Annotated in this window: 25 protein-coding genes and 1 riboswitch; of the genes, 6 read left to right on the top strand and 19 right to left on the bottom strand. The window is 46.4% G+C overall.

The features are described from left to right. Nucleotides 1-2 precede the first annotated feature (2 nt). Nucleotides 3-947 (bottom strand): DNA-binding transcriptional repressor DeoR, encoded by a 945-nt coding sequence (gene deoR / locus ICC18_RS25060; protein ID WP_188177197.1) that lies wholly within the window; start codon nucleotides 945-947, stop codon nucleotides 3-5. 97 nt (nucleotides 948-1,044) lie between these two features. Next, a complete protein-coding gene (locus ICC18_RS25065) occupies nucleotides 1,045-1,212 on the bottom strand; it encodes a DUF1427 family protein (RefSeq protein WP_188177198.1) in 168 nt (55 codons plus the stop codon). A 390-nt stretch (nucleotides 1,213-1,602) separates the two neighbouring features. On the opposite strand from ICC18_RS25065, the gene ICC18_RS25070 reads away from it, so the two are divergent. Further along, entirely contained in the window at nucleotides 1,603-2,568 is a 966-nt protein-coding gene (locus ICC18_RS25070) for a cation diffusion facilitator family transporter (protein ID WP_188177199.1), read from the top strand. 49 nt (nucleotides 2,569-2,617) lie between these two features. Here ICC18_RS25070 and ICC18_RS25075 read toward each other — a convergent pair whose 3' ends face one another. The 4 genes from ICC18_RS25075 to ICC18_RS25090 form a co-directional block, all read right to left on the bottom strand. Next, nucleotides 2,618-3,706: a LacI family DNA-binding transcriptional regulator gene (locus ICC18_RS25075; RefSeq protein ID WP_188177200.1), complete on the bottom strand. Its 1,089-nt coding sequence runs from the start codon at nucleotides 3,704-3,706 to the stop codon at nucleotides 2,618-2,620. A 152-nt stretch (nucleotides 3,707-3,858) separates the two neighbouring features. Continuing rightward, nucleotides 3,859-4,623 carry a succinate dehydrogenase iron-sulfur subunit gene (gene sdhB / locus ICC18_RS25080; RefSeq protein ID WP_188177201.1) on the bottom strand — a complete coding sequence of 255 codons (765 nt, stop codon included), beginning with the start codon at nucleotides 4,621-4,623 and terminating at the stop codon, nucleotides 3,859-3,861. Nucleotides 4,624-4,625: 2 nt separating this feature from the next. Further along, nucleotides 4,626-6,389, bottom strand: coding sequence for a succinate dehydrogenase flavoprotein subunit (gene sdhA / locus ICC18_RS25085; protein WP_188177202.1), 1,764 nt, complete (start codon nucleotides 6,387-6,389; stop codon nucleotides 4,626-4,628). A gap of 16 nt (nucleotides 6,390-6,405) precedes the next feature. Then, complete coding sequence (locus ICC18_RS25090) at nucleotides 6,406-7,062, bottom strand: succinate dehydrogenase cytochrome b558 subunit (RefSeq protein WP_188177203.1); 657 nt, start codon at nucleotides 7,060-7,062, stop codon at nucleotides 6,406-6,408. Between the two features lie 309 nt (nucleotides 7,063-7,371). Between ICC18_RS25090 and ICC18_RS25095 the strand changes: the two genes are divergently transcribed. Further along, the gene (locus ICC18_RS25095) at nucleotides 7,372-8,268 is read left to right on the top strand and encodes a LysR family transcriptional regulator (protein ID WP_188177204.1); all 897 of its coding nucleotides are present in this window, start codon (nucleotides 7,372-7,374) and stop codon (nucleotides 8,266-8,268) included. Nucleotides 8,269-8,328: 60 nt separating this feature from the next. On the opposite strand, the gene ICC18_RS25100 is transcribed toward ICC18_RS25095, so the two are convergent. The 3 genes from ICC18_RS25100 to ICC18_RS25110 all read right to left on the bottom strand — a co-directional run bounded on the left by ICC18_RS25100 (nucleotide 8,329) and on the right by ICC18_RS25110 (nucleotide 11,325). Continuing rightward, nucleotides 8,329-9,063 (bottom strand): response regulator transcription factor, encoded by a 735-nt coding sequence (locus ICC18_RS25100; protein ID WP_188177205.1) that lies wholly within the window; start codon nucleotides 9,061-9,063, stop codon nucleotides 8,329-8,331. Between the two features lie 237 nt (nucleotides 9,064-9,300). Further along, on the bottom strand, nucleotides 9,301-9,960 hold the full coding sequence (locus tag ICC18_RS25105; protein WP_188177206.1) for a potassium channel family protein: 660 nt from the start codon (nucleotides 9,958-9,960) through the stop codon (nucleotides 9,301-9,303). Nucleotides 9,961-9,972: 12 nt separating this feature from the next. Then, nucleotides 9,973-11,325 carry a TrkH family potassium uptake protein gene (locus ICC18_RS25110; protein ID WP_188177207.1) on the bottom strand — a complete coding sequence of 451 codons (1,353 nt, stop codon included), beginning with the start codon at nucleotides 11,323-11,325 and terminating at the stop codon, nucleotides 9,973-9,975. A gap of 55 nt (nucleotides 11,326-11,380) precedes the next feature. After that, a riboswitch (cyclic di-AMP (ydaO/yuaA leader) is annotated at nucleotides 11,381-11,528 on the bottom strand. A 249-nt stretch (nucleotides 11,529-11,777) separates the two neighbouring features. Here ICC18_RS25110 and ICC18_RS25115 point away from each other — a divergent pair. After that, nucleotides 11,778-13,400, top strand: coding sequence for a CPBP family intramembrane glutamic endopeptidase (locus ICC18_RS25115; RefSeq protein WP_188177208.1), 1,623 nt, complete (start codon nucleotides 11,778-11,780; stop codon nucleotides 13,398-13,400). On the opposite strand, the gene uvrC is transcribed toward ICC18_RS25115, so the two are convergent. The 3 genes from uvrC to ICC18_RS25130 all read right to left on the bottom strand — a co-directional run bounded on the left by uvrC (nucleotide 13,360) and on the right by ICC18_RS25130 (nucleotide 16,332). Next, nucleotides 13,360-15,294 carry an excinuclease ABC subunit UvrC gene (uvrC, locus tag ICC18_RS25120; protein WP_188177209.1) on the bottom strand — a complete coding sequence of 645 codons (1,935 nt, stop codon included), beginning with the start codon at nucleotides 15,292-15,294 and terminating at the stop codon, nucleotides 13,360-13,362. The two genes, ICC18_RS25115 and uvrC, sit on opposite strands and share 41 nt — an antisense overlap. Before the next feature lie 118 nt (nucleotides 15,295-15,412). Beyond that, nucleotides 15,413-15,727 (bottom strand): thioredoxin, encoded by a 315-nt coding sequence (trxA, locus tag ICC18_RS25125; RefSeq protein WP_188177210.1) that lies wholly within the window; start codon nucleotides 15,725-15,727, stop codon nucleotides 15,413-15,415. Nucleotides 15,728-15,858: 131 nt separating this feature from the next. Next, nucleotides 15,859-16,332 carry a MerR family transcriptional regulator gene (locus ICC18_RS25130; RefSeq protein WP_312029604.1) on the bottom strand — a complete coding sequence of 158 codons (474 nt, stop codon included), beginning with the start codon at nucleotides 16,330-16,332 and terminating at the stop codon, nucleotides 15,859-15,861. A gap of 250 nt (nucleotides 16,333-16,582) precedes the next feature. Here ICC18_RS25130 and ICC18_RS25135 point away from each other — a divergent pair, with 250 nt between their 5' ends. Further along, nucleotides 16,583-16,726: a YqzM family protein gene (locus ICC18_RS25135; RefSeq protein ID WP_188177211.1), complete on the top strand. Its 144-nt coding sequence runs from the start codon at nucleotides 16,583-16,585 to the stop codon at nucleotides 16,724-16,726. Nucleotides 16,727-16,861: 135 nt separating this feature from the next. Here ICC18_RS25135 and dnaI read toward each other — a convergent pair whose 3' ends face one another. The 4 genes from dnaI to ICC18_RS25155 all read right to left on the bottom strand — a co-directional run bounded on the left by dnaI (nucleotide 16,862) and on the right by ICC18_RS25155 (nucleotide 20,838). Beyond that, a complete protein-coding gene (gene dnaI, locus ICC18_RS25140) occupies nucleotides 16,862-17,812 on the bottom strand; it encodes a primosomal protein DnaI (RefSeq protein WP_188177212.1) in 951 nt (316 codons plus the stop codon). Nucleotides 17,813-17,911: 99 nt separating this feature from the next. Continuing rightward, complete coding sequence (locus ICC18_RS25145; protein WP_188177213.1) at nucleotides 17,912-19,432, bottom strand: replication initiation and membrane attachment family protein; 1,521 nt, start codon at nucleotides 19,430-19,432, stop codon at nucleotides 17,912-17,914. A gap of 170 nt (nucleotides 19,433-19,602) precedes the next feature. After that, nucleotides 19,603-20,478, bottom strand: a complete 876-nt coding sequence (locus ICC18_RS25150) for an alpha/beta fold hydrolase (protein ID WP_188177214.1) — start codon at nucleotides 20,476-20,478, stop codon at nucleotides 19,603-19,605. A 75-nt stretch (nucleotides 20,479-20,553) separates the two neighbouring features. Then, nucleotides 20,554-20,838 carry a YuiB family protein gene (locus ICC18_RS25155; protein WP_188177215.1) on the bottom strand — a complete coding sequence of 95 codons (285 nt, stop codon included), beginning with the start codon at nucleotides 20,836-20,838 and terminating at the stop codon, nucleotides 20,554-20,556. A 195-nt stretch (nucleotides 20,839-21,033) separates the two neighbouring features. On the opposite strand from ICC18_RS25155, the gene hemQ reads away from it, so the two are divergent. Continuing rightward, on the top strand, nucleotides 21,034-21,780 hold the full coding sequence (hemQ, locus tag ICC18_RS25160) for a hydrogen peroxide-dependent heme synthase (RefSeq protein ID WP_188177216.1): 747 nt from the start codon (nucleotides 21,034-21,036) through the stop codon (nucleotides 21,778-21,780). Nucleotides 21,781-21,827: 47 nt separating this feature from the next. Here hemQ and ICC18_RS25165 read toward each other — a convergent pair whose 3' ends face one another. Together ICC18_RS25165 and ICC18_RS25170 are read right to left on the bottom strand one after the other, a co-directional pair. Beyond that, complete coding sequence (locus ICC18_RS25165; RefSeq protein WP_188177217.1) at nucleotides 21,828-22,106, bottom strand: hypothetical protein; 279 nt, start codon at nucleotides 22,104-22,106, stop codon at nucleotides 21,828-21,830. A 71-nt stretch (nucleotides 22,107-22,177) separates the two neighbouring features. Continuing rightward, complete coding sequence (locus ICC18_RS25170) at nucleotides 22,178-23,368, bottom strand: NAD(P)/FAD-dependent oxidoreductase (protein WP_188177218.1); 1,191 nt, start codon at nucleotides 23,366-23,368, stop codon at nucleotides 22,178-22,180. Between the two features lie 407 nt (nucleotides 23,369-23,775). Between ICC18_RS25170 and ICC18_RS25175 the strand changes: the two genes are divergently transcribed. Further along, nucleotides 23,776-24,777, top strand: a complete 1,002-nt coding sequence (locus tag ICC18_RS25175) for an NAD(P)/FAD-dependent oxidoreductase (protein WP_188177219.1) — start codon at nucleotides 23,776-23,778, stop codon at nucleotides 24,775-24,777. Between the two features lie 333 nt (nucleotides 24,778-25,110). Here ICC18_RS25175 and ICC18_RS34850 read toward each other — a convergent pair whose 3' ends face one another. Then, on the bottom strand, nucleotides 25,111-25,356 hold the full coding sequence (locus ICC18_RS34850) for a sporulation histidine kinase inhibitor Sda (RefSeq protein WP_376745667.1): 246 nt from the start codon (nucleotides 25,354-25,356) through the stop codon (nucleotides 25,111-25,113). Nucleotides 25,357-25,499: the final 143 nt, after the last annotated feature.

Here is a 25,499-nt window from a genome sequence, read left to right on the forward strand (position 1 = left end):
CTTCAAACTGAATATTCTAGCAAGTGCTTGGCTGTAAATTGATCAGTAATCAGTGTATTGGTATAATTTCCTTTAATAACGCCGTAGATGGCTTCTACCTTCTTCTTACCGCCTGCCACCAGGATCGACCTTTCCTTGTCTCTCAGCTCAGCCAGATCGATGCCGATCGTGCGGCGATTCAGCTCTTCGCTGCAAATGTTTCCTTCCAGATCAATAAACCTGGAGCAAATATCGCCTGCTCCTCTTGCATGAATAATGTCCAAGTCAGAAGGGGAAAAATAATTGGCTTTGATCAGAACCGAATCTTCCGATGGAACACCGACGGTAAAAACCGCGATATTGGCTTTCTTGCCGATCTCCAGAATTCTGCGGATATGCCGATCCGCTTCGATCGCCTGCTTCACAACCGCATGATCCACAATCGCGGGAAGCGGCAATAAATGGGGCGTCGTATTAAAAGCTCCGCCGAACAGATGAACGATCTCTGAAGCGTATGTATTCGTCTCCGAGTAACTGACGCCGCCGTTCAGTTGTACAACAGTCACATCTTTCACCAGCTTGTTCGGCAATTGAACGGCAACTTCATAAAGCGTCGTACCCCAGGTTGTGGCAATTGTATCCCCGTCTTTGACCACGTCATGCAAGTATGCAGCGGCCGCTTCGCCGATGTATCTTTTGACGATGTGATCTTCATACTCAGGTACCGAAGTGACAATCGCCTTTTTCAAACTAAACTGCTCTTCCAGCTGAGCGGCTAAAATCTCTTTATTTTCAGTCGGATCCATAATCTTGATCTGGACAATGCCTTCTTCCTTCGCCTGCTGCAAAAATCGGGATACGGTAGGCCGAGATACCCCTAACTTTCTGGCAATATCCTGTTGACTATAGTCCAACTGATAGTACATGCGAGCCGCGTCAACGATCTTCTCCAGCTTCTCTCCGCTCATATGTCTCCGCCCTTATAATAAATTGAAATTTCGTTCATTAGAAGTTGACATAATTTCATATCTATTATACGGAGATTTTTCCACAAAAACAATGTTTTTATGCAAAAAGACGATTCACCCATTCAACCAGCTTGCCGCCCACATATACACCCACAACACCCATAACAGCTGAGAAAACAGGAGGCGCCGGAAGCGGGAGGCGAAGATACTTAAAAGCAACTCCAACTAAGGCTCCTGCCGCAAATGCAAGAATAACCTCTTTCATTCAGCTCACCCTACTTATGATTAGATTTAATCACTGAATAGGATTTCCAGCTTGTTGCCTTTGCAATCGCTTTTCTTGACACAAAAAAAGGAACCCGGCCAACGGGGCCAGGTTCAAATGTTTATATATTAAAAAGGGGGTCTTGTTTATTATATTACCTCCCTAACATTATGAAACCATAACAGAAATATTTCATTTGTGTAACAATTTTGAAAGCGTTATTATTCGCTGGTCAATATTCGACGGTTAATAAAAAATTAATTGTGCCGATAAAATTAGCTGTTGCACCTTGAGAAGGTCTGGCATATACTGATAATACTTAATTAGAATTATTCTAAATAAGAGAATCATTATCATTCTCAATCAGACTCAACGAAGGAGGGCGCGCCTATGGCCATTGAATACGACTACCATCATCTCCATCACGTCAAAGAACAAAGTAAATCAAGAAAAACATTATGGGTAACCCTTTTATTAACTGCTTTCTTTACTTCCGTAGAAATTGTCGGGGGTATCCTTTCGAACTCGCTAGCATTGCTTTCGGACTCGGCACATATGATTTCCGACGTTATCGCGCTCGGGTTGAGCATGATCGCCCTGCATCTGGCGACTCGGCAGCCGAATGCCCGGTTTACGTTTGGTTTTTTGCGATTTGAAATCATCGCTTCTTTTTTGAACGGATTAGCGCTCTGCGTCATTGCGATTGGCATCTTTATTGAAGGGATTCAGCGCATTATTCACCCGCAACCGATACAGCTTGGTCTCATGCTGGGTATCGCTTCCATTGGTTTCATCGTGAATCTGGTGCTCACCCTGGTGCTTCATCACAGTGTCAAAGAAGAAGACAACCTGAATGTGAAAAGCGCCCTATGGCACTTTTTCGGCGATTTGCTCAGCTCGTTTGGCGTCATTGTTTCTTCGATTATCATTTATTATACGGATTTGCTCATATTCGATCCTTTGATCAGTATGGTCATCGGCGGCATTATTTTCACCGGTGGCAGCAAGATCATCCGCGAGTCCTATCTGATTCTCATGGAATCCGTGCCTGAGCACTTCAACCTTGATGAAATTCGCAGTGCAATCAGAGAAGTCGAAGGTGTCGAGGATGTGCACGAAATGCACCTCTGGTCTGTATCTACAGATCATTATTCGTTGACGGCCCATGTCTTCATCGATCCGAATATTCAACCGTTTTGCGTCATACTTGCCATCAATGAGACATTGAAGAATAAATACGGCATCGCACATGCCACGATTCAAGTCGAGCACGCCAACATTAATCCGCACGGGGAGTATGGTAAGGAGTTTCTGAAGCATAAAAGTGAGGGAAAGCGCAGGGAGCTTCTCACTTAAATAGGAACAGATTTTTGCTGGTACTCCCGCAATCCAAAAACAAAGACCGTTAGCTCTGGGCGGAGCGTAACGGTCTTTCTGCATTTGCTGTGGATGGACGAGCCATCATCGTAAGGTCGATGAGCAGCTCGCGATCCTTTTTTCGCGCCAGGTGCGCATCGAGCAGTTGCTCCGTTTCCTCATCTAATTCCTCGCCGATCTGCTTGATGAGGAAGGCCGCAACAAGGCTCGTTTGCAGCTCCACCGGCATATCAAAGCTTGTGATAGCCGGAAAGCTGGCCTTCGAAAACAGCTCATTATCCATGCCAATCAATTTAACATCCTCAGGCACCCGAATACTACGAGCATGACATACCGCCAGAATCTCAAAAGCCAGAGCATCATTGAACGTGTAGATGCCAAGCGGCTTCTGCTCGCCACTCAACTTCAGCGCTTCATCCAGCGTTCCCTCGATACCAAGCTCGTCCACATCCAAAATGGCATGTATACTCTCACGGGCATAGTCCTGAATTCCCGCCGTAAACCCTTGAATTCGCTGTTCATTCGCGCCAAGTCCTTTACGCCTGCCTGCGTACACGATGGAACGGCAGCCGTTCTCATGGAAATGGCGTACCGCTTCGGAGGAAGCCTTTGCAAAATCCAAATTCACCGCAAGCTTCACCATATCGCCCGGCCAACCCCAACCATTGAAAATGACTAGCGGCATGCCTCCTCCGACGATTTGCCGGGTAGAATCCATGCTCATCGCCAATCCATGGGACACGAGCCCATCCACTCTTCGCTGCAACAATAACTCCAAATGACGCCGCTCAATCTCCGGATTCATACCGGCTGCCGAAAATACAGATAAATGATAGCCGAAACGATGCACCTTCTGCTCCAGCATCTCCGCGAATCGGCCGTAATAGCCTCCGAAGTGCGGGATGATAAGCCCGAGCTCATAAGAGCGCCGGCGGCTTAGGTTAGTCGCCATGACATTCCTGCGATAGCCAAGCCGGTTCACTGCATCCTCCACTTTACGTATCGTCTCTTTCGCCATAGGCACTTTTCTGCGATTGATGACATTCGATACGGTGGCGATTGAAACTCCGGCTTCCTTGGCTACGTCGATGATCGTGGGCTGTTTGCTTTTACTCATTTGTTTCCCTCATTATCTTTCCTAAAAACGCCTTAACTCATTTTATCGGGAAGAAATTCCTTCGTCAAATTATTACTTTTTGATAAATGCCGTGTTGCAAAAAAGCCCGACACCCTGGAGCGTACATAGGGTATCAGGCTTTTTTATTTAGCTTACACGCCTAGCCATTTTTTGAATAAATGTTTCGTTGTGTCCGCATTTAATGCTGCGATCGAAGTCGTGAGCGGAATGCCTTTCGGACAAGAGCGTACACAGTTCTGCGAGTTACCGCAGCCTTCAATACCGCCATCCGTCATCAGCGTATCCAGACGCTCTTCTTTGTTCATTTCACCTGTCGGATGAGCATTGAACAGACGAACTTGCGAGAGAGCCGAAGGACCGATAAAGGAGTTCTTATCATTCACGTTCGGGCAAGCTTCCAAACAAACGCCGCATGTCATACATTTGGACAGCTCGTAAGCCCATTGACGCTTGGACTCTGCCATACGAGGCCCCGGTCCAAGATCATAAGTTCCGTCGATCGGAACCCATGCTTTGACTTTCTTCAAGGCGCTAAACATGCGTCCGCGGTCGATGACCAGGTCACGCATAACCGGGAACGTGCTCATAGGAGCTACGCGGATCGGTTGTTCCAATTTGTCGACCAATGCGGAACAAGCTTGACGCGGCTTGCCGTTGATAACCATGGAGCAGGCGCCGCATACTTCTTCCAGACAGTTGGATTCCCAACATACCGGCGTCGTTTTGTCGCCTCTAGCATTCTTCGGATTCCGTTGAACTTCCATGAGCGCGCTAATCACGTTCATATTCGGACGGTACGGAATTTCGAACTCTTCGGTATAGGATTTAGATTCAGGACTCTCTTGACGAGTCACGATAAACTTCACTGTTTTTTGTGCGGTTTGTGTCTCTGCCATGATTAGTGTCCTCCTTTTTTCTTTTCCGTGGAGTAGTCGCGTTTCCGCGGCGCGATCAAGGATACATCGATATCTTCGTAGCTGATTTTCGGGCCATCCGGCGTCCAATCAGCAATTGTCGTTTTCATGAAGTTCTCATCGTCACGTTCAGGGAACTCTGGCTTGTAGTGCGCTCCACGGCTCTCGTTACGCAGCAAGGCGCCGAGTGTCATCGCTTCCGCAAGCTCAAACATGTTCCACAGCTGACGTGTGAAAGCTACGCCTTGGTTATTCCAACGAGCCGTATCCGTAATGTTGATGTTTTGGTATCTGTCTTTCAAATCTTTAATTCGGTTGATCGTATCTTGAAGACGATCATTGTGACGTACAACCGTCATGTTCGCATTCATCATATCGCCAAGCTCTTTATGCAGAACGTATGCGTTTTCCGTACCGCTGTTCATTTTGAGCAGGGACTCGTAACGATCCGTATGGCGTTTTTTCTCGCGGTCATAAACCGTAGAAGACGTATCGTCCGCATGCTTTTCCAAGCCGCGGATATACTCAACCGCTTTAGGACCGGATACCATTCCGTCAAAAATCGCAGACACGAGCGAGTTCGCGCCAAGACGGTTCGCGCCATGGTGCTGATACTCGCACTCACCGGCTGCAAACAAGCCAGGAATGTTCGTCATCATGTTGTAGTCAACCCACATACCGCCCATGGAGTAGTGAACCGCCGGGAAAATCTTCATTGGAATTTTTCTCGGGTCATCGCCCATGAACTTCTCATAAATTTCCATAATACCGCCGAGCTTGACATCAAGCTCTTTCGGATCTTTGTGAGAAAGATCCAGATAAACCATGTTCTCGCCGTTAATGCCCATCTTCTGGTCTACGCAGACGGAGAAGATTTCACGAGTCGCGATATCACGCGGTACCAGGTTCCCGTAAGCCGGATATTTCTCTTCAAGGAAGTACCAAGGCTTACCGTCTTTGTATGTCCAGATCCGTCCGCCTTCACCACGAGCAGATTCGGACATCAAGCGGAGCTTGTCATCCCCGGGAATCGCTGTCGGATGAATTTGAATCATTTCGCCGTTCGCATATTTCACGCCTTGCTGGTAAACCGCGCTCGCTGCCGTACCTGTGTTGATCACGGAGTTCGTCGTTTTACCGAAGATGATGCCAGGACCGCCTGTCGCCAAAATAACCGCGTCGGACGGGAATGTTTGAATTTCCATGCTGCGCAGATCTTGCGCTGCAACACCACGGCATACGCCTTCGTCATCGATGACGGCGCCAAGGAATTCCCAATGCTCGAACTTCGTTACGAGACCTGCTGTTTCCCAGCGGCGTACTTGCTCATCAAGAGCATACAGCAATTGTTGCCCGGTCGTCGCGCCTGCGAACGCCGTACGGTGGTGCTTCGTTCCGCCGAAACGACGGAAATCGAGGAGACCTTCTGGCGTACGGTTGAACATTACGCCCATACGGTCCATCAAGTGAATAATGCCAGGAGCCGCTTCGCAAAGCGCTTTAACTGGCGGTTGGTTAGCCAGGAAGTCACCGCCGTATACTGTATCGTCAAAGTGCTCCCAAGGGGAGTCGCCTTCACCTTTTGTATTTACCGCACCGTTGATGCCGCCTTGGGCACATACGGAGTGCGATCGTTTAACCGGTACCAAGGAGAACAACTGCACGTGAACTCCGGCCTCCGCTGCTTTGATTGTCGCCATGAGTCCCGCAAGGCCTCCGCCGACGACGATAATTTTCGAATTTGCCACTTTCGTTCACCCTCCCTTAATGCCCGGTCGCTTCTGCAGGAAGCTGCTGAAATTGAGTATCTGTAAACGCAGTCAAAGACATAATAAACATGACTGCCATTACTACGAATAGCCCCATCCAAATGTATGAGGAAAAGCGTTGTGCACGAGGGCCAACCGTAATTCCCCAACTTACGAGGAACGACCACATACCGTTACAGAAGTGGAATGCCGCACTTACGGTACCGATCACATAAATCGTGAACATAATTGGATTCGTCACAATTTCATGCATCGTCATTCCCAGCTCATGATGTTCCACGCTGCCTATCGCTACTTGGAATCTTGTTTCAAAGAAGTGCCAAGCCACAAAAAGGAACGTGATCACACCCGTTACGCGTTGAAGCAGGAACATTTGATTGCGGAAATAGCTGTAATTGCTCACATTATTGCGAGCCTGATACGCTACGTACAGTCCGTAAACCGCATGGTAAAGAAGCGGAATCCAGATACCGAAGATTTCAAGGAACAAAACCAGCGGTAAGTCGTTCAGCCAATTGATCTGATCCACAAAAGCGCCATGCCCTTTTGTAGCTTCATAGTTCGTGAGCAGATGCTCAATCAGAAAGAAGCCCACTGGAATTACGCCAAGCAAAGAGTGGATCTTTCGAAAGTAATACGAATTACCCGTCATTGAACCAATTCCCCCCTAAAATAATAAGATCCGACATTTTTAGACAAGCCACATATCATTGTACCCTCGCCGCAAACGAGCGTCAACCCAGAATCATCCACGCCTATTTTTCCAAATCAGTGAGCGTTTATACTAGATCGACCAAAAAATGTGAACAGGTTGCAATTGACCTTTTGCGCAGCATAGGTCAATTGTCAACAAAAGTGACATATACATCGTACCTCTTTCCCGCTTATAATGGAAGTGCCGTTTCTTTATATATACTTATAACTTATATGCATATAGAGCAAGTGAGGAGTTGATCGGTACGTGGAATTGTTGGATGTTTTCGCTGTTGTTGTCGAACAGGCGAGCTTGAATAAAGCGTCGCAGCTGTTGAATCTGTCACAACCCGCACTCTCGCGGAAAATCATGAAGCTGGAAGAAGAGCTCGGGGTTGAGCTTTTTATCCGTAAAGGTAAACGGCTGGAATTGACCAAGGTCGGCCAAATTTGCTACGACCACGCTTTGGAGCTGCGCCATCTGGAGCGCAAATTCAAGCAAGCCATTCAAACGTACAAAGCTGAGGGCCATCATGTTTCCATGACCATCGGCGCCAGTTTGACAACCCTGCAAGCTACGCTCCCCGATCTGATCACGGATTATCTCAAGGATCATCCGCTCACCGAGATCAAGCTGCTGACAGGTAAAACTCATGAAGTCGTCACGATGGTCAAAGAAAAAAAGGTCGACATCGGCATCGTAGCCTCGCTGATCAACGCTTCAGGCCTGCACTGCGAGCCTTTATTCGATGATCATTTGTGTCTCGTGCTGCCACTCGGTCACCCTTATATCGACCGTCCACACATAGCGATCCGTGATTTGAATGAATTGCCAATGATCCTTTTTTCCAAAGGTACCTGGTATCGCGTTCTTATGGATGAGCTGTTTCACCGGTTTTCCATCTTTCCTAATGTGCAAATGGAGATTGATTCCTTCGAGGCGATCATTCGTCTGGTTTCTACCTGCAAAACAGCCACACTGCTGCCGCAATCCTATTTGCGCGAAGACTTGATACGCAATAACGATTTGATCCTACGCGATTTGGTGGAGCTGGAGCAAACGAAACGGACGACCTCCCTCATCTATTCGGAGGGCACCTCAGAGAATCCGGCTGCCATGAAGTTCATCGAACAAGCAACTGATTATTTTACAAAACACAAATAAGCCCCTAATCATCAACGCTCCTATTAAGGAGAGCAATGATTAGAAGCTACTGAGGGGAAATCATAATACAAACTTATACCCTACGCCCCATACAGTGCGAATCCGCTTGGGTTCTTTGGGGTTTTCTTCGATTTTCTTGCGCAGATTGGCGATATGCACATCAATGGCACGATCCGTTACGAACGAATCAAATCCGCGGACTGTCTGAAGCAAATCTTCCCGACTAAACACCCTTCCGGGGTTCTTCACAAAACACTTCATAATTTCGAATTCAGAATAAGTCGTATCGATCAACTCTCCGCGCACCCACATTGACCGAGTTTCTTGATCCAGACTGACGATACTTTCATAGGCTTGCTCGGCGAGCAGCACCGCTGTATTGGATACAGCCACGACCGAGGGGCGTTTCACCTGACTGTGGTTAGTTTGATAAAGCTTGGAGCGACGAATCAGCGCATGTACTCTTGCACTCATTTCGTGCATACTGAACGGCTTGCACATATAATCGTCAGCACCGACCGCTAAAGCGTTTACCCGTTCAATTACTTTGTTTTTCATCGAAACAATCATTATCGGCACTTTAGACGTTTCACGTACTTGTTCGCATAGTTCGAGCCCGTCCATATCAGGCAGCATGAGATCCAGTAAAATGATATCAGGATTAAAATGCCCTGCAGCTTGAAGCCCGTCCCTACCGTTCTCATGACGTATGACCTGAAAGCCTTCTTCCCCCAAATACATCGATACCATATCACCAATCATCGCGTCATCTTCAATAACTAATACCTTATACATGCTGAGCCCACCTCTGTGCTTCGAAGACCTTTTATAAAGAAAATGTAAGGAAATCGTTAGGTCAGCTTTCGCTGAATGTTGAAAAATGAAAGATAATGTCGAATAATGTAGGACACAGCATTAATATACTATATAAGTTATGCGGGCAACAAGATGAAATGTTAGTAAATTGTTATGAAAAAAACGCCCTGCTCGACCTTTTAAAGCCGAAAAGAACGTTTTATGACGAGAATATCACTAGCCGATAACTTCATTTTCGAACTCTTCGATTTGATCATTCGTTCCAATAATTACCATAATATCTTTCTCATTGACAACATCTGTAGCTGTTGGAGCGATGATCACGCCGGTCTTTTTGTTAATGGCTACCACACTGCATCCATACTTGGCTCTAGGGTCCAATTCTCTAATGGATAATCCGCAGATCCGTTTAGGTACAGAAAGTTCAGCAATCGTGTAATCCTTGGAAATTTCGATATAGTCAAGTAAATTAGGGGATACAAGCTGATGCGCCACGCGAATGCCCATGTCCCGCTCGGGGTAAATGACCCGATCTACGCCGATTTTATCAAGCACTTTGCCATGGAGCTCAGAGAGTGCTTTGGCAACCACTTTTTTCACGCCTAAATCCTTCAACACGATCGCCGCTAAAATACTGGATTGAATATCATCGCCTATGGCGACAACGGCACAATCAAAATTGCGAATGCCTAACGACTTTAAGACATCTTCATCCGTCGCATCGGCAACGACCGTATGCGTTAACTCAGAGCTCATTTCATCAACTGCTTCTTCATCCTTGTCGATGCCCAGCACTTCATTACCGAGCTGTACAAGCTCCTTCGAAATACTTGCTCCAAAACGTCCCAGACCTATTACCGCATACTGACTTTTCATCTGATTTGTCCCCTATCCAATGGTGATTTTACCCTCTGGGTATCTATATAATTCTTTCTCTTGCTTCGGTTGTAAAGCGTAGGCGAGTGTAATCGGACCTAAACGTCCGGCAAACATCGTTAAGCTGATCATGATTTTACCGAAAGCGGTCAATTCCGGCGTAAGCCCCATGCTCAACCCCACGGTGCCGAAGGCGGATGTAACCTCAAATAAAATTTTGAGAAAATGTGCATCCTCGGTGGTTGATAACAGCATGGATACGAATATGACAAGGAACAAGGCGATCATCGTTAACGTAATCGCTTTAAGGATACGATCCTTCGCCAAGCGAAAACGGAAAATAACGATATCCTCTTTGCCGCGTATCATCGTCGCAATCGCACTGATTAGAATCGCAAAGGTCGTTGTTTTGATCCCGCCCCCTGTCGATCCCGGAGAAGCTCCGATAAACATGAGTATAACGATGAAAAATTGGGATGCTTGTCGCATCGCAGCGATATCGATCGTATTCGGACCGGCAGTTCGCGGCGCAATTGACTGGAAAAAGGAAGCGAGCACCTTGCCGCCCATATTGAGAGAGCTTAACGTCTTCGTATTTGTAAATTCGAATATGAAAATGACGATCGCGCCGAGCACGATGAGAATTCCAGTCATGCTGAGCACAACCTTTGAATGTAGAGACAGCTTTTTCGTCTTTTTATAGTCCATCAAATCGGACAATACGATAAAACCGATACCGCCTAGAACAATAAGTAACATAACGACAACGTTAACAACGAAATCGTCAGCATAACCGGTAAACGAGACATAAGGAGCGTCGACAGTGCCGAACAAGTCAAAGCCCGCGTTATTAAACATCGAGATGGAATGCCATATTCCAAAATACAGTGCCTTGCCAAAGCCTAAATCAAATGTCCAGCGAATCGTTAAAATAATAGCTGCGATGGCCTCTATACTGAGCGAATAAATGATGACTTTGCGAATGAGCCGCACGATGCCTTCCATGCTGCCTTGATTAAAAGCCTCTTGAAGTACAAGCCGCTCTTTAAGCGTGATCTTCTTCCTGAATGCGAATGCAATCAGCGTCGACATCGTCATGAAGCCCAGACCGCCAATCTGAATCAAGGTCACGATGACGATCTGGCCAAACATCGTATATGTACTGCCAGTATCGACAACTACCAGACCGGTCACACAAGTTGCAGAAGTCGCTGTAAACAGCGCGTCAATGAATCGAATAGAATGACCGGTGGCTGATGCAAACGGGAGCGTTAACAGACCTGCTCCAATAAAGATGATCGCAGCGAAGCCGAGTACAAGAATTTGCGGCGGCGTAAGCTGCCAAATGTTCACTTTTTTCTTCATATTGCCCCCTGTAACATGCAAAAAAGACACTGGAAATCCAATGCCTTGTTCGGTATGGTTCCTGACGTAAAGCCTACGAAGTTAGCTGACGGATTCGGATGCGTGGATCACCCTATTTGCCTGACACGGAATGCCTAAGCAAAATTCACCCCATAAATAAATGGTTCCCCCGTTTTCAATAAGAAATTCGGCTTTTTATTCAATTGATATGAATTATATTACTGTTTACGTCCACATACAAAGTTCGTTTCAGCGGATATGAGAGTAAATTCCGATAAACCAACGTTTCTGCTAAGCTGGCGAGGGAGTTATCCGTCGAAATCAAGTATTTACCCTTGTTTACGAATGTTTTTGACTTAATTGGTTTTCTATGTAAACTGTGATAACTTTAATATAACTGTTTATCGAAACATCATCATGAAAAAATCATGCATAATGAAAGGAACTCGTCCATGATCCGATCGAAAATAAATCGTTCTCTGCTCCTACTTGCTTGTATCGGAATCGTGCTGTATATCGGTGTAAATATCCTGTATGGGCTGCAAGAGGAAGAAGCGGTCCCTGCCGAAAATCCAACGATATCGAAGCAGCAGGCCGCAGACAGTGCCGCGCAATTCATCAGTGAGCGATATCGCATAGACCGCACGAAGACTTTCGTCGTATACCAGTCAAAAAAAGCAAGGAGCGGTTACTTGCAAAAGGAGAACCTCTCAGAAGATTACACTGCGAAATACGGAGAACGCTATCCGATTGATTACTATCAAGTCAGCGTTGTCGATCCAGTCATGAAGCGACATTTCGAAGTTGAGATTAATTACACGAACGCACGTATCATCGGTTGGAGCGAAGATGCGACGGTTCAGTCATCGATCAGCAAGCAGAAGGCAGACATAATGGCCAAAGAGGAAATCCGGAAACAGGGATTAAATCCGGATGACTTTATAGCAATCGAAAAGCCTGCAGCCGAAGAGGAGAATGGGACTACTCTTTTCTATGAAAAGCAATCGGAATCTCTCGGCGAAGCCAAATTGCAGTTGCGCATGGATTTTGATGACAAGACTATCATTGGTTACAACGTTATTTTTAGTTTGCCGGAATCGTATCAAGCTTGGCTGGATCAGCAAGACAGTTCGGCTTCCATTATGACGTGGGTTTCCATGGGGTTCACACTGCTTATGTCCCTTGCCGCCATCATTTACATCCTAATTTTACGGAAAAAAATCGATTTTCGCCGAGGTTTATTATTGACCGTCATTTTCATCACGATCTATATCATCAATAACATCAATATGTACCCTGCGTTTAAAGCGATGGCAGCCACTGCTAACGAAGGCACAGCGACACTCATCGCATCCCTATTCATGAATTTGGTCACGATGCTGCTGGGAATCTCGCTTTACTTATCTCTTGCAGCCGGCAATGGTTTGTGGGAATCCATCGGACTGCGTCTGTGGCCTTCATGGAAGGAACGGCATTTTGGTTCGGAAGTCTACCATGGCATGGGACGCGGCTATTTACTTGCTCTCTTCATCTTAGGTGTACAGCAGGTGCTGTTCTATACGGGCGAAGTAAACTTCGATGTGTGGGCGGTCAGCGATCCTTCCAACTCTGTCCTGAATATGCTCGAACCTCGTTTGTTTCCTTTGATGGCCTGGGTTGCCGCGATATCGGAAGAAGCGACCTACAGACTGCTTGGCATCATGCTGTTCAAAAAGCTATTCCGCTCTAATATTATCGCGATCATAGTGCCAAGTGTCATTTGGGCGGCAAGTCATACGCAATATCCGATTTACCCGGTGTATACGCGTCTCATCGAAGTCACGATTATCGGTCTCATACTCGGATATGTCTTCTTGAAATTCGGCTTCATCACTGCGGTGTTTGCCCATGCTTGTATGGACAGCATCTTGATGGGCATGTCCCTCTTCTCTTTAGGGCAATGGAGCGATGTACTTGCAGGCATATTCTATATCCTGCTGCCCGCATTAATCGCCATAATGCTTGCCTGGCTGCATGAAAAAAGGCGGGGTCCCCTTATTCCTGGGGAGCCGCCGCCTCGCCTTGAAGCGCTCTAAGAATCTCGCTTGCCAATTTCTCACCAATACCCAGAGGCTTGAAGTCTTCGACTCCTGCCTCTTTTATTTTGCGAACAGAGCCAAAATGTTTAAGCAGCGCCTTCCGGCGCTTCTCGCCAATACCGGGAATCGCATCCAACTGGGAGACAACCATCGACTTCGCTCTCGTCTCCCGATGGAACGTTATCGCGAATCGGTGCACCTCGTCCTGGATGCGCTGCAGCAGGTAGAACTCCTGGCTGTCGCGCGGTAGCGGAACGACTTCAGCGGGGTCGCCGATCATCAGCTGCGCAGTCTTATGCTTGGCATCCTTAACGAGTCCGCAGATCGGGATGAATAGCCCAAGTTCATTCTCAAGGACATCGACGGCCGCAGAGATCTGCCCTTTGCCGCCGTCGACGACGATCAAATCGGGCATCGTGAGATTCTCTTTTAATACCCGTTCATACCTGCGGCGAATCACTTCGCGCATAGTCTCATAATCATCCGGGCCTTGTACGGTTTTCACTTTATACTTGCGATACTCCTTCCGATCTGGCTTCCCGTCAACGAAAACGACCATCGCGGATACCGGATTCGTACCTTGAATGTTTGAGTTATCGAACGCTTCGATGCGGCGGATCGTACCGGTGCCGAGCCATTCGCCGAGATTCTCGACGGCTTTGACCGTACGGCGCTCGTCGCGCTCCAGCATGCGGAACTTCTCCTCAAGCGCATTGCGGGCGTTGTCTTTTGCCATATCGACCATTTGCTTCTTCAACCCGCGCTGCGGGAAGTGAACCTTCACCTTCAGCCATGATTCCAGCGCTTCGCGGACATCCTTCTCTTCGGCCTCGGCATGGGCGGCGGCCTGCGCATTCGCTTCTACAGCGGTGGCTGCAGCTCCCCCGGCTTCCGTCTGCGTGCCCGCTCCCGGCTCTGCGATCGGCATGCTCGGCAGAAAGATCTCCTTGGGCAGCGCCGGATTGTCGCTGTACACCTGAGTGACGTAGGTAATGAAATCGCCGTACTCGTCACCGTAGTAAGGGAACAGCGAGACGTGCCGCTCAATGAGCTTGCCCTGCCGCATGTACTGGATATGCACAGCCATCCAGCCCTTATCGACCGCGTAGCCGAACACATCGCGGTCGACCGCATCGTTCGTCGTGATTTTCTGCTTTTCCATCACGGCGTCGATGTTCAAAATATGATCGCGCAGCTCCTTCGCGCGCTCGAAGTTCAGTTCCTCCGCTGCGGCATGCATCTTCGCCGTCAGCTCTTCTTTAATATCGTCGTGTCCCCCGTTCAGGAAACGTGTGATCTCCTGCACCATCCGCTCGTTCGTCTCCGCGGATATATCGTACACGCAAGGCGCCAAACACTGCCCGATATGATAGTATAGGCATACTTTATCGGGCAGCGTCCTGCACTTGCGGAGCGGATAGAGCCGGTCCAGCAGCTTCTTCGTCTGCTGGGCCGCAAAAGCGTTCGGATAAGGGCCGAAGTACTTCCCCTTATCTTTGATCACCCGCCGCGTGACTTCCAGACGCGGCTGCGCTTCATGTGTAATCTTGATGTAAGGGAACGTCTTGTCATCCTTCAACAGTACGTTGTACCGGGGATGATGCTGCTTAATCAGATTACACTCGAGGATCAACGCCTCCATATTGCTAGAGGTGATAATATATTCAAAGTCGCGAATCTCGCTGACTAGTCTTTGCGTCTTGGCACCATGGCTCCCTGTAAAATAGGAGCGCACGCGATTTTTTAATACCTTGGCCTTGCCCACATAAATGATGGTGCCCTCGCGGTTCTTCATCAAATAGCAGCCTGGTTTGTCCGGCAGCAAGGAAAGCTTGTGCTTGATGGCTTCCAAGCTCTGTTCCCGGGCTGCTGCATCTTCATGTTCAGTCACAGATTTTCACCCTCCCTTTGATACCAAGCCCCCGTTTTTCACAACAAAAAAGCTCTTTTTCAGCATAGCAGAAAAAGAGCTTTTTCTCACGTAGTTTTACTAAAAGCAAACGCTGCGATTATTGATGACGGGATACTACGTTTTTCAGCGCATCTTTGGATTGGAAACCAACCACTTTATCAACCGGTTGACCGTCTTTGAAAACGATCAATGTCGGGATACTCATAACGCCAAAGCGAGCTGCGGACTCCGGATTGTCATCCACGTTAACTTTTGCGATTTTCAATGCTTCAACTTCTTTGTCAAGCTCTTCCAGTACAGGAGCGATCATTTTGCAAGGTCCGCACCAAGGCGCCCAGAAATCGACTAGAACTGTACCTTCGCCTTCAACTTCTGCTTTGAAACTGTTATCTGAAACATTCACGATTGCCATGATAGTTCCTCCTTCTAAATATAAGATTTATAACATCAAGTAGATTGCTACTGATGAGTCAACATGTAAAGTATACCACACTGGCAGGCCATTTCAACCGAACCGCAAGCTAGTGAAAAGCTGGCATTCGCTCAGTTATGTGACGAACTTACAGGTTCCCCGCGCAGCCGTTGCTGTTCGATATAAGCGATCCGATCTTTCAGATTCGCTTGCAGAAGCTGCAGCATTTCCATCTGCTGCTCAATTTCTTTGAGCTTTTCCGTGTAAAGAGGCAGCAAATCGTCGCACTGCGATTCTTGATTTTTCATCACACAGTTAAGGAAGCTTTCAATTTGTTCGGTCGTAAAACCTAAACTCAAATAGAATTGAATGGTCTTTACGCGTTCGACAGCCATCTGGTTAAACACCCGATACCCGTTATCTTCCCGCTCTGTGGCAATTAACCCTTTGGCCTCATAATACCGTAAAGAACGAATACTGGCGCCGGTAAGCTTGGATAGCTCACTAATCCGCATGGCGTTCACCTTTTCCCTGTTGATCATCATATAGGGATCTTTAATGTTAATTAAAGTCTCACCGTTGGTGATGCTCTCATTGTAAACCATAACACTAATGTCATAGTCAAGCGTTTTTTTAATATTTCCACGTTTATCGTATATGTATGCTTTGTTCAATAGCGTTTAAAAAGTCCGCTTTCAGAACCGAGAAGGCCCCGGCGCTTTTTAAACATCAGGTATCAGGATAGTGTTTGCATAATTGTCATAAATGTCATTGCCACAACCTTTACAACTTTCGACGAATTTGGGTATACTATGCTTAAACTATTCTAACGATGGACGTTAGGGGGTAACAAACATGAGCGATCCTAAGCATCCCGAGCTTCACGTATACGAAGAACCGCGCAACGATTTTATGGATGTAGGCATGGGCTTTGGCGTTTTCTTCGGAGTCCTGCTGCTAGTAGCTGTCATTGCTACAGTCATTCAAGTCATGCAATAAGAATATTCCCGCATGTAAAGAACCTCTTTGCACTTGTTGCGAAGCGGTTTTTTTTCTTATGCGCTGTTTATGCAGCGTTAAAAACAACAAAGGCTGTATACACGAAGGATCTCCTCCGTATATACAGCCTTTCTCTTAGCATCCCCGCTTGTTCGTGCCGTTCACAGGCACCACTTCCACAAAGGGACGAATACGGTCCATAATCCGCTGCCCCTTATATTCCTCGTCCCCATCCTTGTTCGTGAAGCTGAAATGCTTCTCAAGCCCGGAGAGCTCATAATTCGACGTAAAGAAGGTCGGCTTCCGATTCATCCTATAATTTAATATTGCGCCAATCACGTGATCTCGAAGCCATGGATTCAAATTCTCCGCACCAATATCATCAAAGACGAGCAAATCCGTCTCTTTGAGCAGATCAATCGTCTCTTTGAGCTTGGCAGGTTCCTGGAACATGCCTTTCAAATCTTCCGCAAAATCGGGCATATAAACTATAGCGCCTGTCATTCCGACTTTGGCAAGCTGATAGAGCATATATCCCATCAAAAACGTCTTGCCCGTACCGAACGATCCGGATAGATAGAGCCCCTTCGTCTGTAGCCCTTCCTCAATCGTCAGGTTGACGTAGTCATTGATCTGCATGACCGCCTTCGCCCGATCCAAATCAGTCTCGAGGATGTCCCCGAAAGAATAGCTGCGAGATATCATGCGAGGATCTACATGAAAAGTACGTATCCGGCTGCTGATCGCATCCTGCATCTGCTTGGCCGTGAACTTCTTGCAGGCTACTTTTTCCTCATGAATGAAAGAAGACTCACTCACCGATTCAGCTGTCAGCATCGTGTAGTGCCCCGTCATATCATTGGGACATTGGTCCAAACCCGGACAGTTCGAACAGTTTTTGTATTCTGTGACATGCTGGTAAAGCTTGTTCATATTAATTTTAATCGTGTAATCATCAAGAAACGGATATTTTTGACGGAACTTGAGAATTAAGGGATCCTGCATGACGAGCCGAATTTTCGCCTCTGCATTCTTTCTCCATTGCGACTCCGGCATTGATTTCAGTAACTGCGATAGGGATTCCATTCGTCAGACACCTCCTAAGAGTTTTCCGTAGGAAAACTTGCATCGTAAGCATAAGCTGAGTTTTCCGTCTAGAAATCAAAAGTGTAAGCTTAATTTTCCTTAGCTCTTGCGATTAAAGCGCTCATCCAGCTTTTGAGCCATTTTTCTCGCGGCCTCCAGCTCTTCTTCCGTTAATCTGGAAGACGCTGTTGCGCCCGCATCAGGGACGACGATTGGAATATGCGGTTTCTGCGTTTTGCCTTGTCGGCCTCGCGTTACTGCCCCGCCGCCAGCCTTCGCAGCCTCCACTTTGGAGGCCGCCTTCTGCTTGTAGCTAATTTTCTCACGCACGTATTCGACGGCTTGTTCGTATGTGTTAATTTGTTTGCCAAGCATGTCGGAAGCAACAGCTTCAATCGACGACTTGGCCCAAGAGCGGCGATCAATGTGCAGAAAATGAATCAACACATTAATCACTTCCTCGTTCAATTTATAATTGAGATCAATTTTCTCAAAAATATTAAGTACACCGTCAGGAATCGAGCCTTGCGTAAAAAACATCTTCAAAACTGCCGTATACGGCTCATTGCGCATGATATAATTGTACTGATGATCTGTACAATCACCGCGCAGCTGCTGCGGCACCTCTAAGTAATATTGCATCTCTACCGACTTATCAGCAATTGCGTCTTCGGCACTTTCGTGGTCTGCACCTTGCCCTCTCTCTTCCGACCTGGCCAGTGTGCGTTCCCGTTCTTCGCCGCGTTTCTTTGTCTGACGATAGAACAGATTGGCGTTATACTGCAACAAATCCATCTGCAGCTCGCCATCTTCAGAAAACACACCATCCTCATCGAGCAAACGGCACGTCTCCTGCAAGGACAGGTTGTATTTCTTAGCAACGATATTTATGGCAGCCATTTGCTCTGGAGCATGCTTAAGTGCCTCAACGAAAATACGATTGCTCGCTCCCCGGGGGAACCTCATAATAATGTCCGCATATTTAAAACCTTTTGTCATTACGTCTAAACGTACGTCCGTCTGCTTGGAAGCAGAAGCCTCATAGAGCGCCTGCTCCAGCTCATAATCAATAACCTGTGTATTAAGGCGGAATAAATCATAGAACGGTACGGATAAATTCTCAACGCTCGCATCCCTGCACTCCTCGGGTTCCGGTGCGAGCAGTTCTTCCCGGAGTGAAAGCAGCATGAACTTCCCGACCTTATCTCGAAGCAGCAACGTCAAATGCTGATTACGGAAAAATTCGTTCGGCCCGAGAGGGGCGAACAAGGTGTATTCAAAAATATAATCTTCCTCATCAGGCAAAAACTTGCGGTTTGTCTGTAACAACCCGATCGCTTCCAGCTTCGAGGATTGCTCGATCAGGTACTTGCGTCCCCGCTCCCCCTGCTCCAGCTCCAATAACAGAAACAACTTGCGCTGCTGCTCCAGCGGAGAGTATCCGACTCTCTCAGCGCTAATCTGCTGATAGAGAACTTGATAGAGGCTAATCGCATAGCCACCGATCATCGGTTGATACATCATGGCAAGCATTTTATAATCCAGGCTGCTCAAGGAAAAATCCCGACTCACGCAAAAGCGGTGATTTTCCGTAAAGTGCAGCATATTTGTCATTCGCATTCTTTTCCAGCACCATCCTGCCTGATCCGAGTCTAGCATAGCTTTGCAGCTTCTCTCTATCAGTCTACCACAAAAATCGACACGCTTGGAATGTATCGGGGAAAAGATAATTTTTCCTGAAATGAAAACGCCAACCTAAGGGCTGGCGCTCAAATGGTATCCTATGCTTTCTAGCTAAGCGGCAAACGGTTATCTTGCTCATCCTGATCGTACATCGCCGGATTCAGCTTTCTTGCAATTTCCAGATCGAGCATGATCCGCTCCGTCTGCTGGTCTTGCAAGCTAAGTATCCAAAGCCGGATCAAATCATTCATTTTCCCGGGATTCTTGGTTGGAATTTGGTGCTTCGCATCCTTAACGAAATAGAGCGAACTATGAGGAAGGTTCTGATGCAGCAAGTTCGCATACTGGACAAAGCTGCGATCCTTTTGGCCATAGATCAGCAGCATCGGATGCTGGATACTTGAAAGCCGATTCGTACAATTATAGTTTAACGCGCAATCATAATATTGCCGCAAATTGTCCTCATGATCGGGTATCGAGCTCTCTAATAACCGATGATACGTTTCGCCATTATCCGAATTCCCAAAGGCAACCGATCTCTTCAACAGCATATTGAACAAGCTTGAACTCGCCATTAGGGAACCCATCCACGTCCGGGTTTTGTTATAGGAATCCCTAAGCTCAGACATGCCGCTAACCACAATACCTCCAAGAAAACGCTTCGGATACATCAGCAGCGCTTCCAGCACAATAGAGCCGCCTGTTGAATAGCCGCATAGGAAAGCTTTTTCAATCCCAAGAAAATCAAGAAGCTGCCTGATATCTTCTACAATTAACGAATAACTAATCGGTCGTTCAGACGGCTTGCTGGCGCCATGCCCCCGAAAATCGAAGGTAATGATCTGGAATTCGTCCGAAAGCTGCTCACGCTGATAGTTAAAATTTTGTGAGGTCAACAGTGGAGGATGAAGGAAGACAATAGGCGTTCCTTTTCCTGTTATATCATAGTTTAGTGTGGTTCCATTTACATAAGCAAAAGGCAAAGGTATTCTCCTCCGGTAGGTAATATTCTACTTCTTCCCCATAGAGTGACCACTTCCGCCAATTTTATGTTCGTTTTAGAACATTTTGAAGCCTCTGATACGCAACGCTTTGATCGCAGATCCGCTCAATATGGCACCGACAAAGCCTCCAATAGCAGGAATAATATCTACGATCGTAAAACCGGTATCATTCGACAAAAATGTAGCTGTTCCCATCGCCCCGTAAATGATAACGCCAATGATCAAAGCGATATAAGCATAAAGCGGAAACCAAGTCGTTTTCATTAACATATTCAAAATAAAGCCCAGTCCAAAAAACAAAACCATCATTAAGACCGTAGCTATAATCATTTGGAACAAAACATTCTCCTCCTTGTTTTTGCATCAGCAAAAAATTAGTACCTTTATGTTCACTTTATAATTGTAATCCACTGATCGGATCAGGTAAAGTGTACACAAAATGAACATTTTCACCGTCACCCATTGTTCATTTGCCCTTTCTCCATGAATTGGATACAATGTAGTGGATATTAAGCCGTGAATGGAGGATTCTTCATGAGTGAAGCCGTACAAACGCTGGAAGGCTGGTATGCGCTCCATGATTTCCGTCTCATCGATTGGAACGCTTGGAATGCTGCAACCCCTCAGGAGCGCAAGCATGCAACTGAGGAACTAAATTCGTTCCTAACCCAGTGGCAGCAAATCGAGAACGATAAACTAGGCAGCACTGCCGTTTACAGCATCGTTGGTCAGAAGGCCGACTTTGTATTCATGCACATGCGTGAAACACTGGAAGAACTGAATGACCTGGAAAATACTTTCAATAAATCAAGCTTTGCCGCTTTTACAATTCCGGTCTATTCTTACGTATCCATTGTAGAATTGAGCAGTTATCTCGCCAAGCCTGGCATTGACCCGATGGAAGATCCCGAGCTTGCAGCCCGCTTGAAGCCAATTTTACCAAAAGCGAAGCATATCTGCTTCTATCCGATGAACAAACGCCGCGAAGGTAACGATAACTGGTACATGCTTCCTGCGGAAGACCGTAAAAACATGATGCGCAGCCACGGCATGATCGGACGTACATACGCTGGTAAAGTGAAACAAATCATCACAGGCTCCGTTGGATTGGATGATTGGGAATGGGGCGTTACCTTGTTTGCCGAGGACGCGCTTCAATTTAAGAAACTCGTATATGAAATGCGCTTCGACGAAGTAAGCGCTCGTTTCGGCGAGTTTGGCGACTTCTACGTCGGGAACTTGCTTACTCCGGATAAATTTGCCAAATTGATTCAAATTTAATATATGGACAAGAAAGAAGCCTTGCTCAACGGAGCAAAGCTTCTTTTTTATTCGTCGTCATCATCCCGAAGAGCTGCCGCTAATTCAGCTTCCATCTGTGCCTTACGGGCCAGATACTCTTCCGTATCGCGATCGCGCTGACGACTCTTTTCTTTGAGCCTTTCAATTGCGGGAAGGATAAGAATATCGATTTCTTTTTGTATAGTCGCTACATGATCGTAACGTTTCTCACTTTCCAAGAAGTGGCCTACTTCGATCAGAGCATTGTAACGGTCCAGTTCTTCCCGGGTAAGAAGTCCTCTTACTTGGACACTGCAGTGCCGCATGGCTATCCCCCCGTTTACGAATGACTACTAAGGTGACGATCCCCTCATTATGCAACATGAGGGAATCGCACCTAGAAACGTCCTTTGCGAATCACGAGCGGAATGCCGCCAATGATATACAAGTATCTCATATCAACCACTTTTTTCATGATGGCCGCAACGTTACCTTTAAGCTTACGGGAGCCGACGATACCGATCGCTTGACCTTTACCCAGTGATGCAACTGTTCCTTTATGGGAGAACTTGAAAGTTTTCATTTGGGATCCGCGAATGGACGCGATCAAATTGTGGGCAACAGCTTCCCCTTGCTGCATCGCGATTTGCGCAGTAGGAGGGTACGGTCTGCCTTCGTCGTTCATCACGATCGAACAATCGCCTACCACATAGATGTTATCGAACTGCGGAGCACGCAGGTACTCGTCAACTTTGATTCTGCCGCGCATCGTTTCGAAACCGGCTTCGTCGAGCATATGGTTCCCGCGGATACCGCCTGTCCATACCACTGTAGCGGATTTGATGAATTCGTCGCCAGCGATCAATACACCCTCTGGTGTACATTCTTTAATCGCCGTGCCGATTTTAAAAGTAACGCCTTTATCGGAAAGAACTTTCATCGCGTACTCTACTAGCTCAGGGTCAAATCCTGGCAGAGCCGTAGGTGCAGCTTCAATATTATAAATTTTCACGAGAGAAGGATCCACGTCGAACTCTTTGCAAAGCTCTGGAACGCGGTCAGCCAATTCACCGATAAACTCGATACCGGTAAAACCTGCGCCGCCAATGACGAAAGTGAGGTAATCTTTGCGCTCGGGCTCGCGTTTGTATTTTGCGAATTGATATTCAATATGTTCACGGATAAAACGAACGCTGTTAATGCTGCGTATGTTCATCGCGTATTCTTTCAATCCTGGAATTCCGAATGTTTCTGCTTCTCCACCCAGACCGATAACGAGGTAATCATAGGAAAGCGTACCGTCTTCCAAGATGACTTTTTTCTCGTGCGGGCGAATTTGCGTTACGGTGGATTTCACGAAATCCACTTTGAATTCATCGATCAGTTTCAAAATGTTCACGCGTGCATTCTCAGGATTATCCGTTCCTGCAGCAGGCATGTGAAGGTGTGTTGTGATGTAATGATAGTCATGTTTATTAACGAGGGTTACATCAGCTTCGTTGTAGTTCAGTTCCTTTTGCAAACGAATTGCAGCAAGTATTCCGCCATAACCGGCTCCTAAGATCACGATTCTTGGAATTCTACTCATGTGTCTCTCACTTCCATATCCGATTTTATAGTCCTATGGTTTCTCTATCTTGTGAAAAATTACACAAACAGCTTCAAAAGCAGCATACTGCCTCTAGTTTGCACTTCGCGGCAGCGAATTATGATGAAACAGGATGAGATTTATCACAACAGCTTAAACCGATTCTCATGATATAATATAATTTTCATTTGTAAATATCAAGTGTTATTTTGGCTTAAAATAAGGCATAAAAGCGGATCTGGCCTGTCCAGACAAAGTAAGCAGAACTTATCATGTTCATAAGCGATTTAAATAAAGAAATCGCACTTTTCTGTTTCTTTTGGTCAGCAGAGCAGTTTATAATGGATTAATGGTTATGCATCAGGGCAAAACTTACATCAAAGGAACGAATCGGAGGAGAAATTCAAATGAGTGAGAGAGAAGTGAATCAAGAAGTAGTAGACATTATTGTGATCGGCGGCGGACCTGCGGGGATGTTTGCTTCATTTTATGCGGGGATGCGTCAAGCTTCCGTGAAAATCATTGAAAGCATGCCTCAGCTTGGCGGCCAGCTTGCAGCTTTATATCCGGAGAAGTACATTTACGACGTTGCCGGCTTCCCTAAAGTAACAGCGCAAGATCTTGTTAATAATTTGTTGGCACAAATGAAGCATTTCCCTATTGATGTTTGTCTGGAAGAGAAAGTGCACCAAGTGAACAAAAAGGAAGAGCGTTTATTTGAAATTACGACGGACAAAGGCGTACATTACAGCCGTGCGGTTATTATTACAGGTGGCGTTGGCGCATTCGAACCGCGTCGTCTTGAACTGCCGGAAGCTGCTCAATATGAGAAAAAGAACCTTCATTATTTCGTTAGCGATTTGAATGCTTTTGCCGGTCAAAAAGTGCTCATCAGCGGCGGCGGCGATTCCGCGGTAGACTGGGCCTTAATGCTGGAGCCGATCGCCGAGAAAGTTACCCTCATTCACCGTCGCGATAAATTCCGCGCTCATGAGCACAGCGTAGAAAACTTGATGAATTCCAAAGTCAATGTTGTTACCCCAACGGAAATTACAAAACTTCACGGCAATGACCGAATTGAGCAAGTCACATTGAAAGATATTAAATCGGGCGAAGAAACGGTACACGACGTTGATGCCGTCATCGTAAACTTTGGTTTCGTCTCTTCCCTGGGCCCAATTGCAGAATGGGGATTGAATATCGAGAGCGGGTCTATCGTTGTAGACTCCAGGATGGAAACGAATATTCCGGGCATTTTCGCAGCCGGTGATATTACAACTTATCCTGGCAAATTGAAACTGATTGCCGTCGGATTCGGTGAAGCTCCAACTGCGATTAACAATGCTAAAGTCTACATTGATCCGTCCGCGAAGCTTTCTCCGGGACACAGCAGTAACTTAAAATTTTAATTTGAATAAATAAAATGGGGTATTCTATGCCTAATCTTATGATTAGGAGGAATACCCCTTTGTCTTATATATGTCCGGTTTGCAATGGCATGCAAGCGCTCGAAGCCGAGTGTCCGGTTTGCACGCACCAAGCGTATGATTGCGGTAGATTCGACGATTATCTCGGGCCTTATTCTCCGTATCGTGAAATCGATGATATAGCCATGTCCAATGGATTTCAGGATGTACGCAAACACTTGTGCATACATCTCTGTACATGCCCCGACTGCCATCACAATTTTACCGTTCAAATATGAGATAAAACCATAGCATGCGAATAAAGCGAAGCTGACATTAGTTAAGTGGAGCCTCATCCTTTACGTACACGCTTAATTTTAAATTACGCCTCTTTATTTCTGCGAGCAACAGGTCGACGAAATCGGACTCTAACTTTAAATCCAGAGCTTTGTAATAAGAGTCGATCAATGTTTCATCACTAATTAGTCTCACCTGAATCACCTTTATCCTAGAATTTGTAATTATATTATCATGCACAAAAAAATAGAACAACCGTTCTGTTATCCACAGATAATTGTGCATATCCTGTGGGTAATGTGTTGATATGTACCACGAACAGCTTATTCATCTAGGGGATAATGTGCATAAAGTTATGCACATCCTTGAATTTCCAAATACCGATAGAAAAAAATGATCAGTTTATATGAAAATATTAACTCTCTGTT

Origin of the sequence: Paenibacillus sedimenti (assembly GCF_014534655.1) — a bacterium.
GTDB lineage: Bacteria > Bacillota > Bacilli > Paenibacillales > NBRC-103111 > Paenibacillus_E > Paenibacillus_E sedimenti.

Excerpts from the sequence above, each read along its gene's own strand:
- deoR (WP_188177197.1), bottom strand. The coding sequence starts at position 947 with ATGAGCGGAGAGAAGCTGGAGAAGATCGTTGACGCGGCTCGCATGTAC.
- ICC18_RS25065 (WP_188177198.1), bottom strand. The coding sequence starts at position 1,212 with ATGAAAGAGGTTATTCTTGCATTTGCGGCAGGAGCCTTAGTTGGAGTT.
- trxA (WP_188177210.1), bottom strand. The coding sequence starts at position 15,727 with ATGGCAATCGTGAATGTTTCAGATAACAGTTTCAAAGCAGAAGTTGAA.
- ICC18_RS25145 (WP_188177213.1), bottom strand. The coding sequence starts at position 19,432 with ATGCGAATGACAAATATGCTGCACTTTACGGAAAATCACCGCTTTTGC.
- ICC18_RS25170 (WP_188177218.1), bottom strand. The coding sequence starts at position 23,368 with ATGAGTAGAATTCCAAGAATCGTGATCTTAGGAGCCGGTTATGGCGGA.
- ICC18_RS25075 (WP_188177200.1), bottom strand. The coding sequence starts at position 3,706 with ATGAGTAAAAGCAAACAGCCCACGATCATCGACGTAGCCAAGGAAGCC.
- hemQ (WP_188177216.1), top strand. The coding sequence starts at position 21,034 with ATGAGTGAAGCCGTACAAACGCTGGAAGGCTGGTATGCGCTCCATGAT.
- ICC18_RS25165 (WP_188177217.1), bottom strand. The coding sequence starts at position 22,106 with ATGCGGCACTGCAGTGTCCAAGTAAGAGGACTTCTTACCCGGGAAGAA.
- ICC18_RS25115 (WP_188177208.1), top strand. The coding sequence starts at position 11,778 with ATGATCCGATCGAAAATAAATCGTTCTCTGCTCCTACTTGCTTGTATC.
- ICC18_RS25175 (WP_188177219.1), top strand. The coding sequence starts at position 23,776 with ATGAGTGAGAGAGAAGTGAATCAAGAAGTAGTAGACATTATTGTGATC.
- dnaI (WP_188177212.1), bottom strand. The coding sequence starts at position 17,812 with ATGGAATCCCTATCGCAGTTACTGAAATCAATGCCGGAGTCGCAATGG.
- ICC18_RS25110 (WP_188177207.1), bottom strand. The coding sequence starts at position 11,325 with ATGAAGAAAAAAGTGAACATTTGGCAGCTTACGCCGCCGCAAATTCTT.
- ICC18_RS25100 (WP_188177205.1), bottom strand. The coding sequence starts at position 9,063 with ATGTATAAGGTATTAGTTATTGAAGATGACGCGATGATTGGTGATATG.
- ICC18_RS25130 (WP_312029604.1), bottom strand. The coding sequence starts at position 16,332 with ATGGTTTACAATGAGAGCATCACCAACGGTGAGACTTTAATTAACATT.
- ICC18_RS25105 (WP_188177206.1), bottom strand. The coding sequence starts at position 9,960 with ATGAAAAGTCAGTATGCGGTAATAGGTCTGGGACGTTTTGGAGCAAGT.
- ICC18_RS25070 (WP_188177199.1), top strand. The coding sequence starts at position 1,603 with ATGGCCATTGAATACGACTACCATCATCTCCATCACGTCAAAGAACAA.
- sdhB (WP_188177201.1), bottom strand. The coding sequence starts at position 4,623 with ATGGCAGAGACACAAACCGCACAAAAAACAGTGAAGTTTATCGTGACT.
- ICC18_RS25090 (WP_188177203.1), bottom strand. The coding sequence starts at position 7,062 with ATGACGGGTAATTCGTATTACTTTCGAAAGATCCACTCTTTGCTTGGC.
- ICC18_RS25135 (WP_188177211.1), top strand. The coding sequence starts at position 16,583 with ATGAGCGATCCTAAGCATCCCGAGCTTCACGTATACGAAGAACCGCGC.
- ICC18_RS34850 (WP_376745667.1), bottom strand. The coding sequence starts at position 25,356 with ATGCACAATTATCTGTGGATAACAGAACGGTTGTTCTATTTTTTTGTG.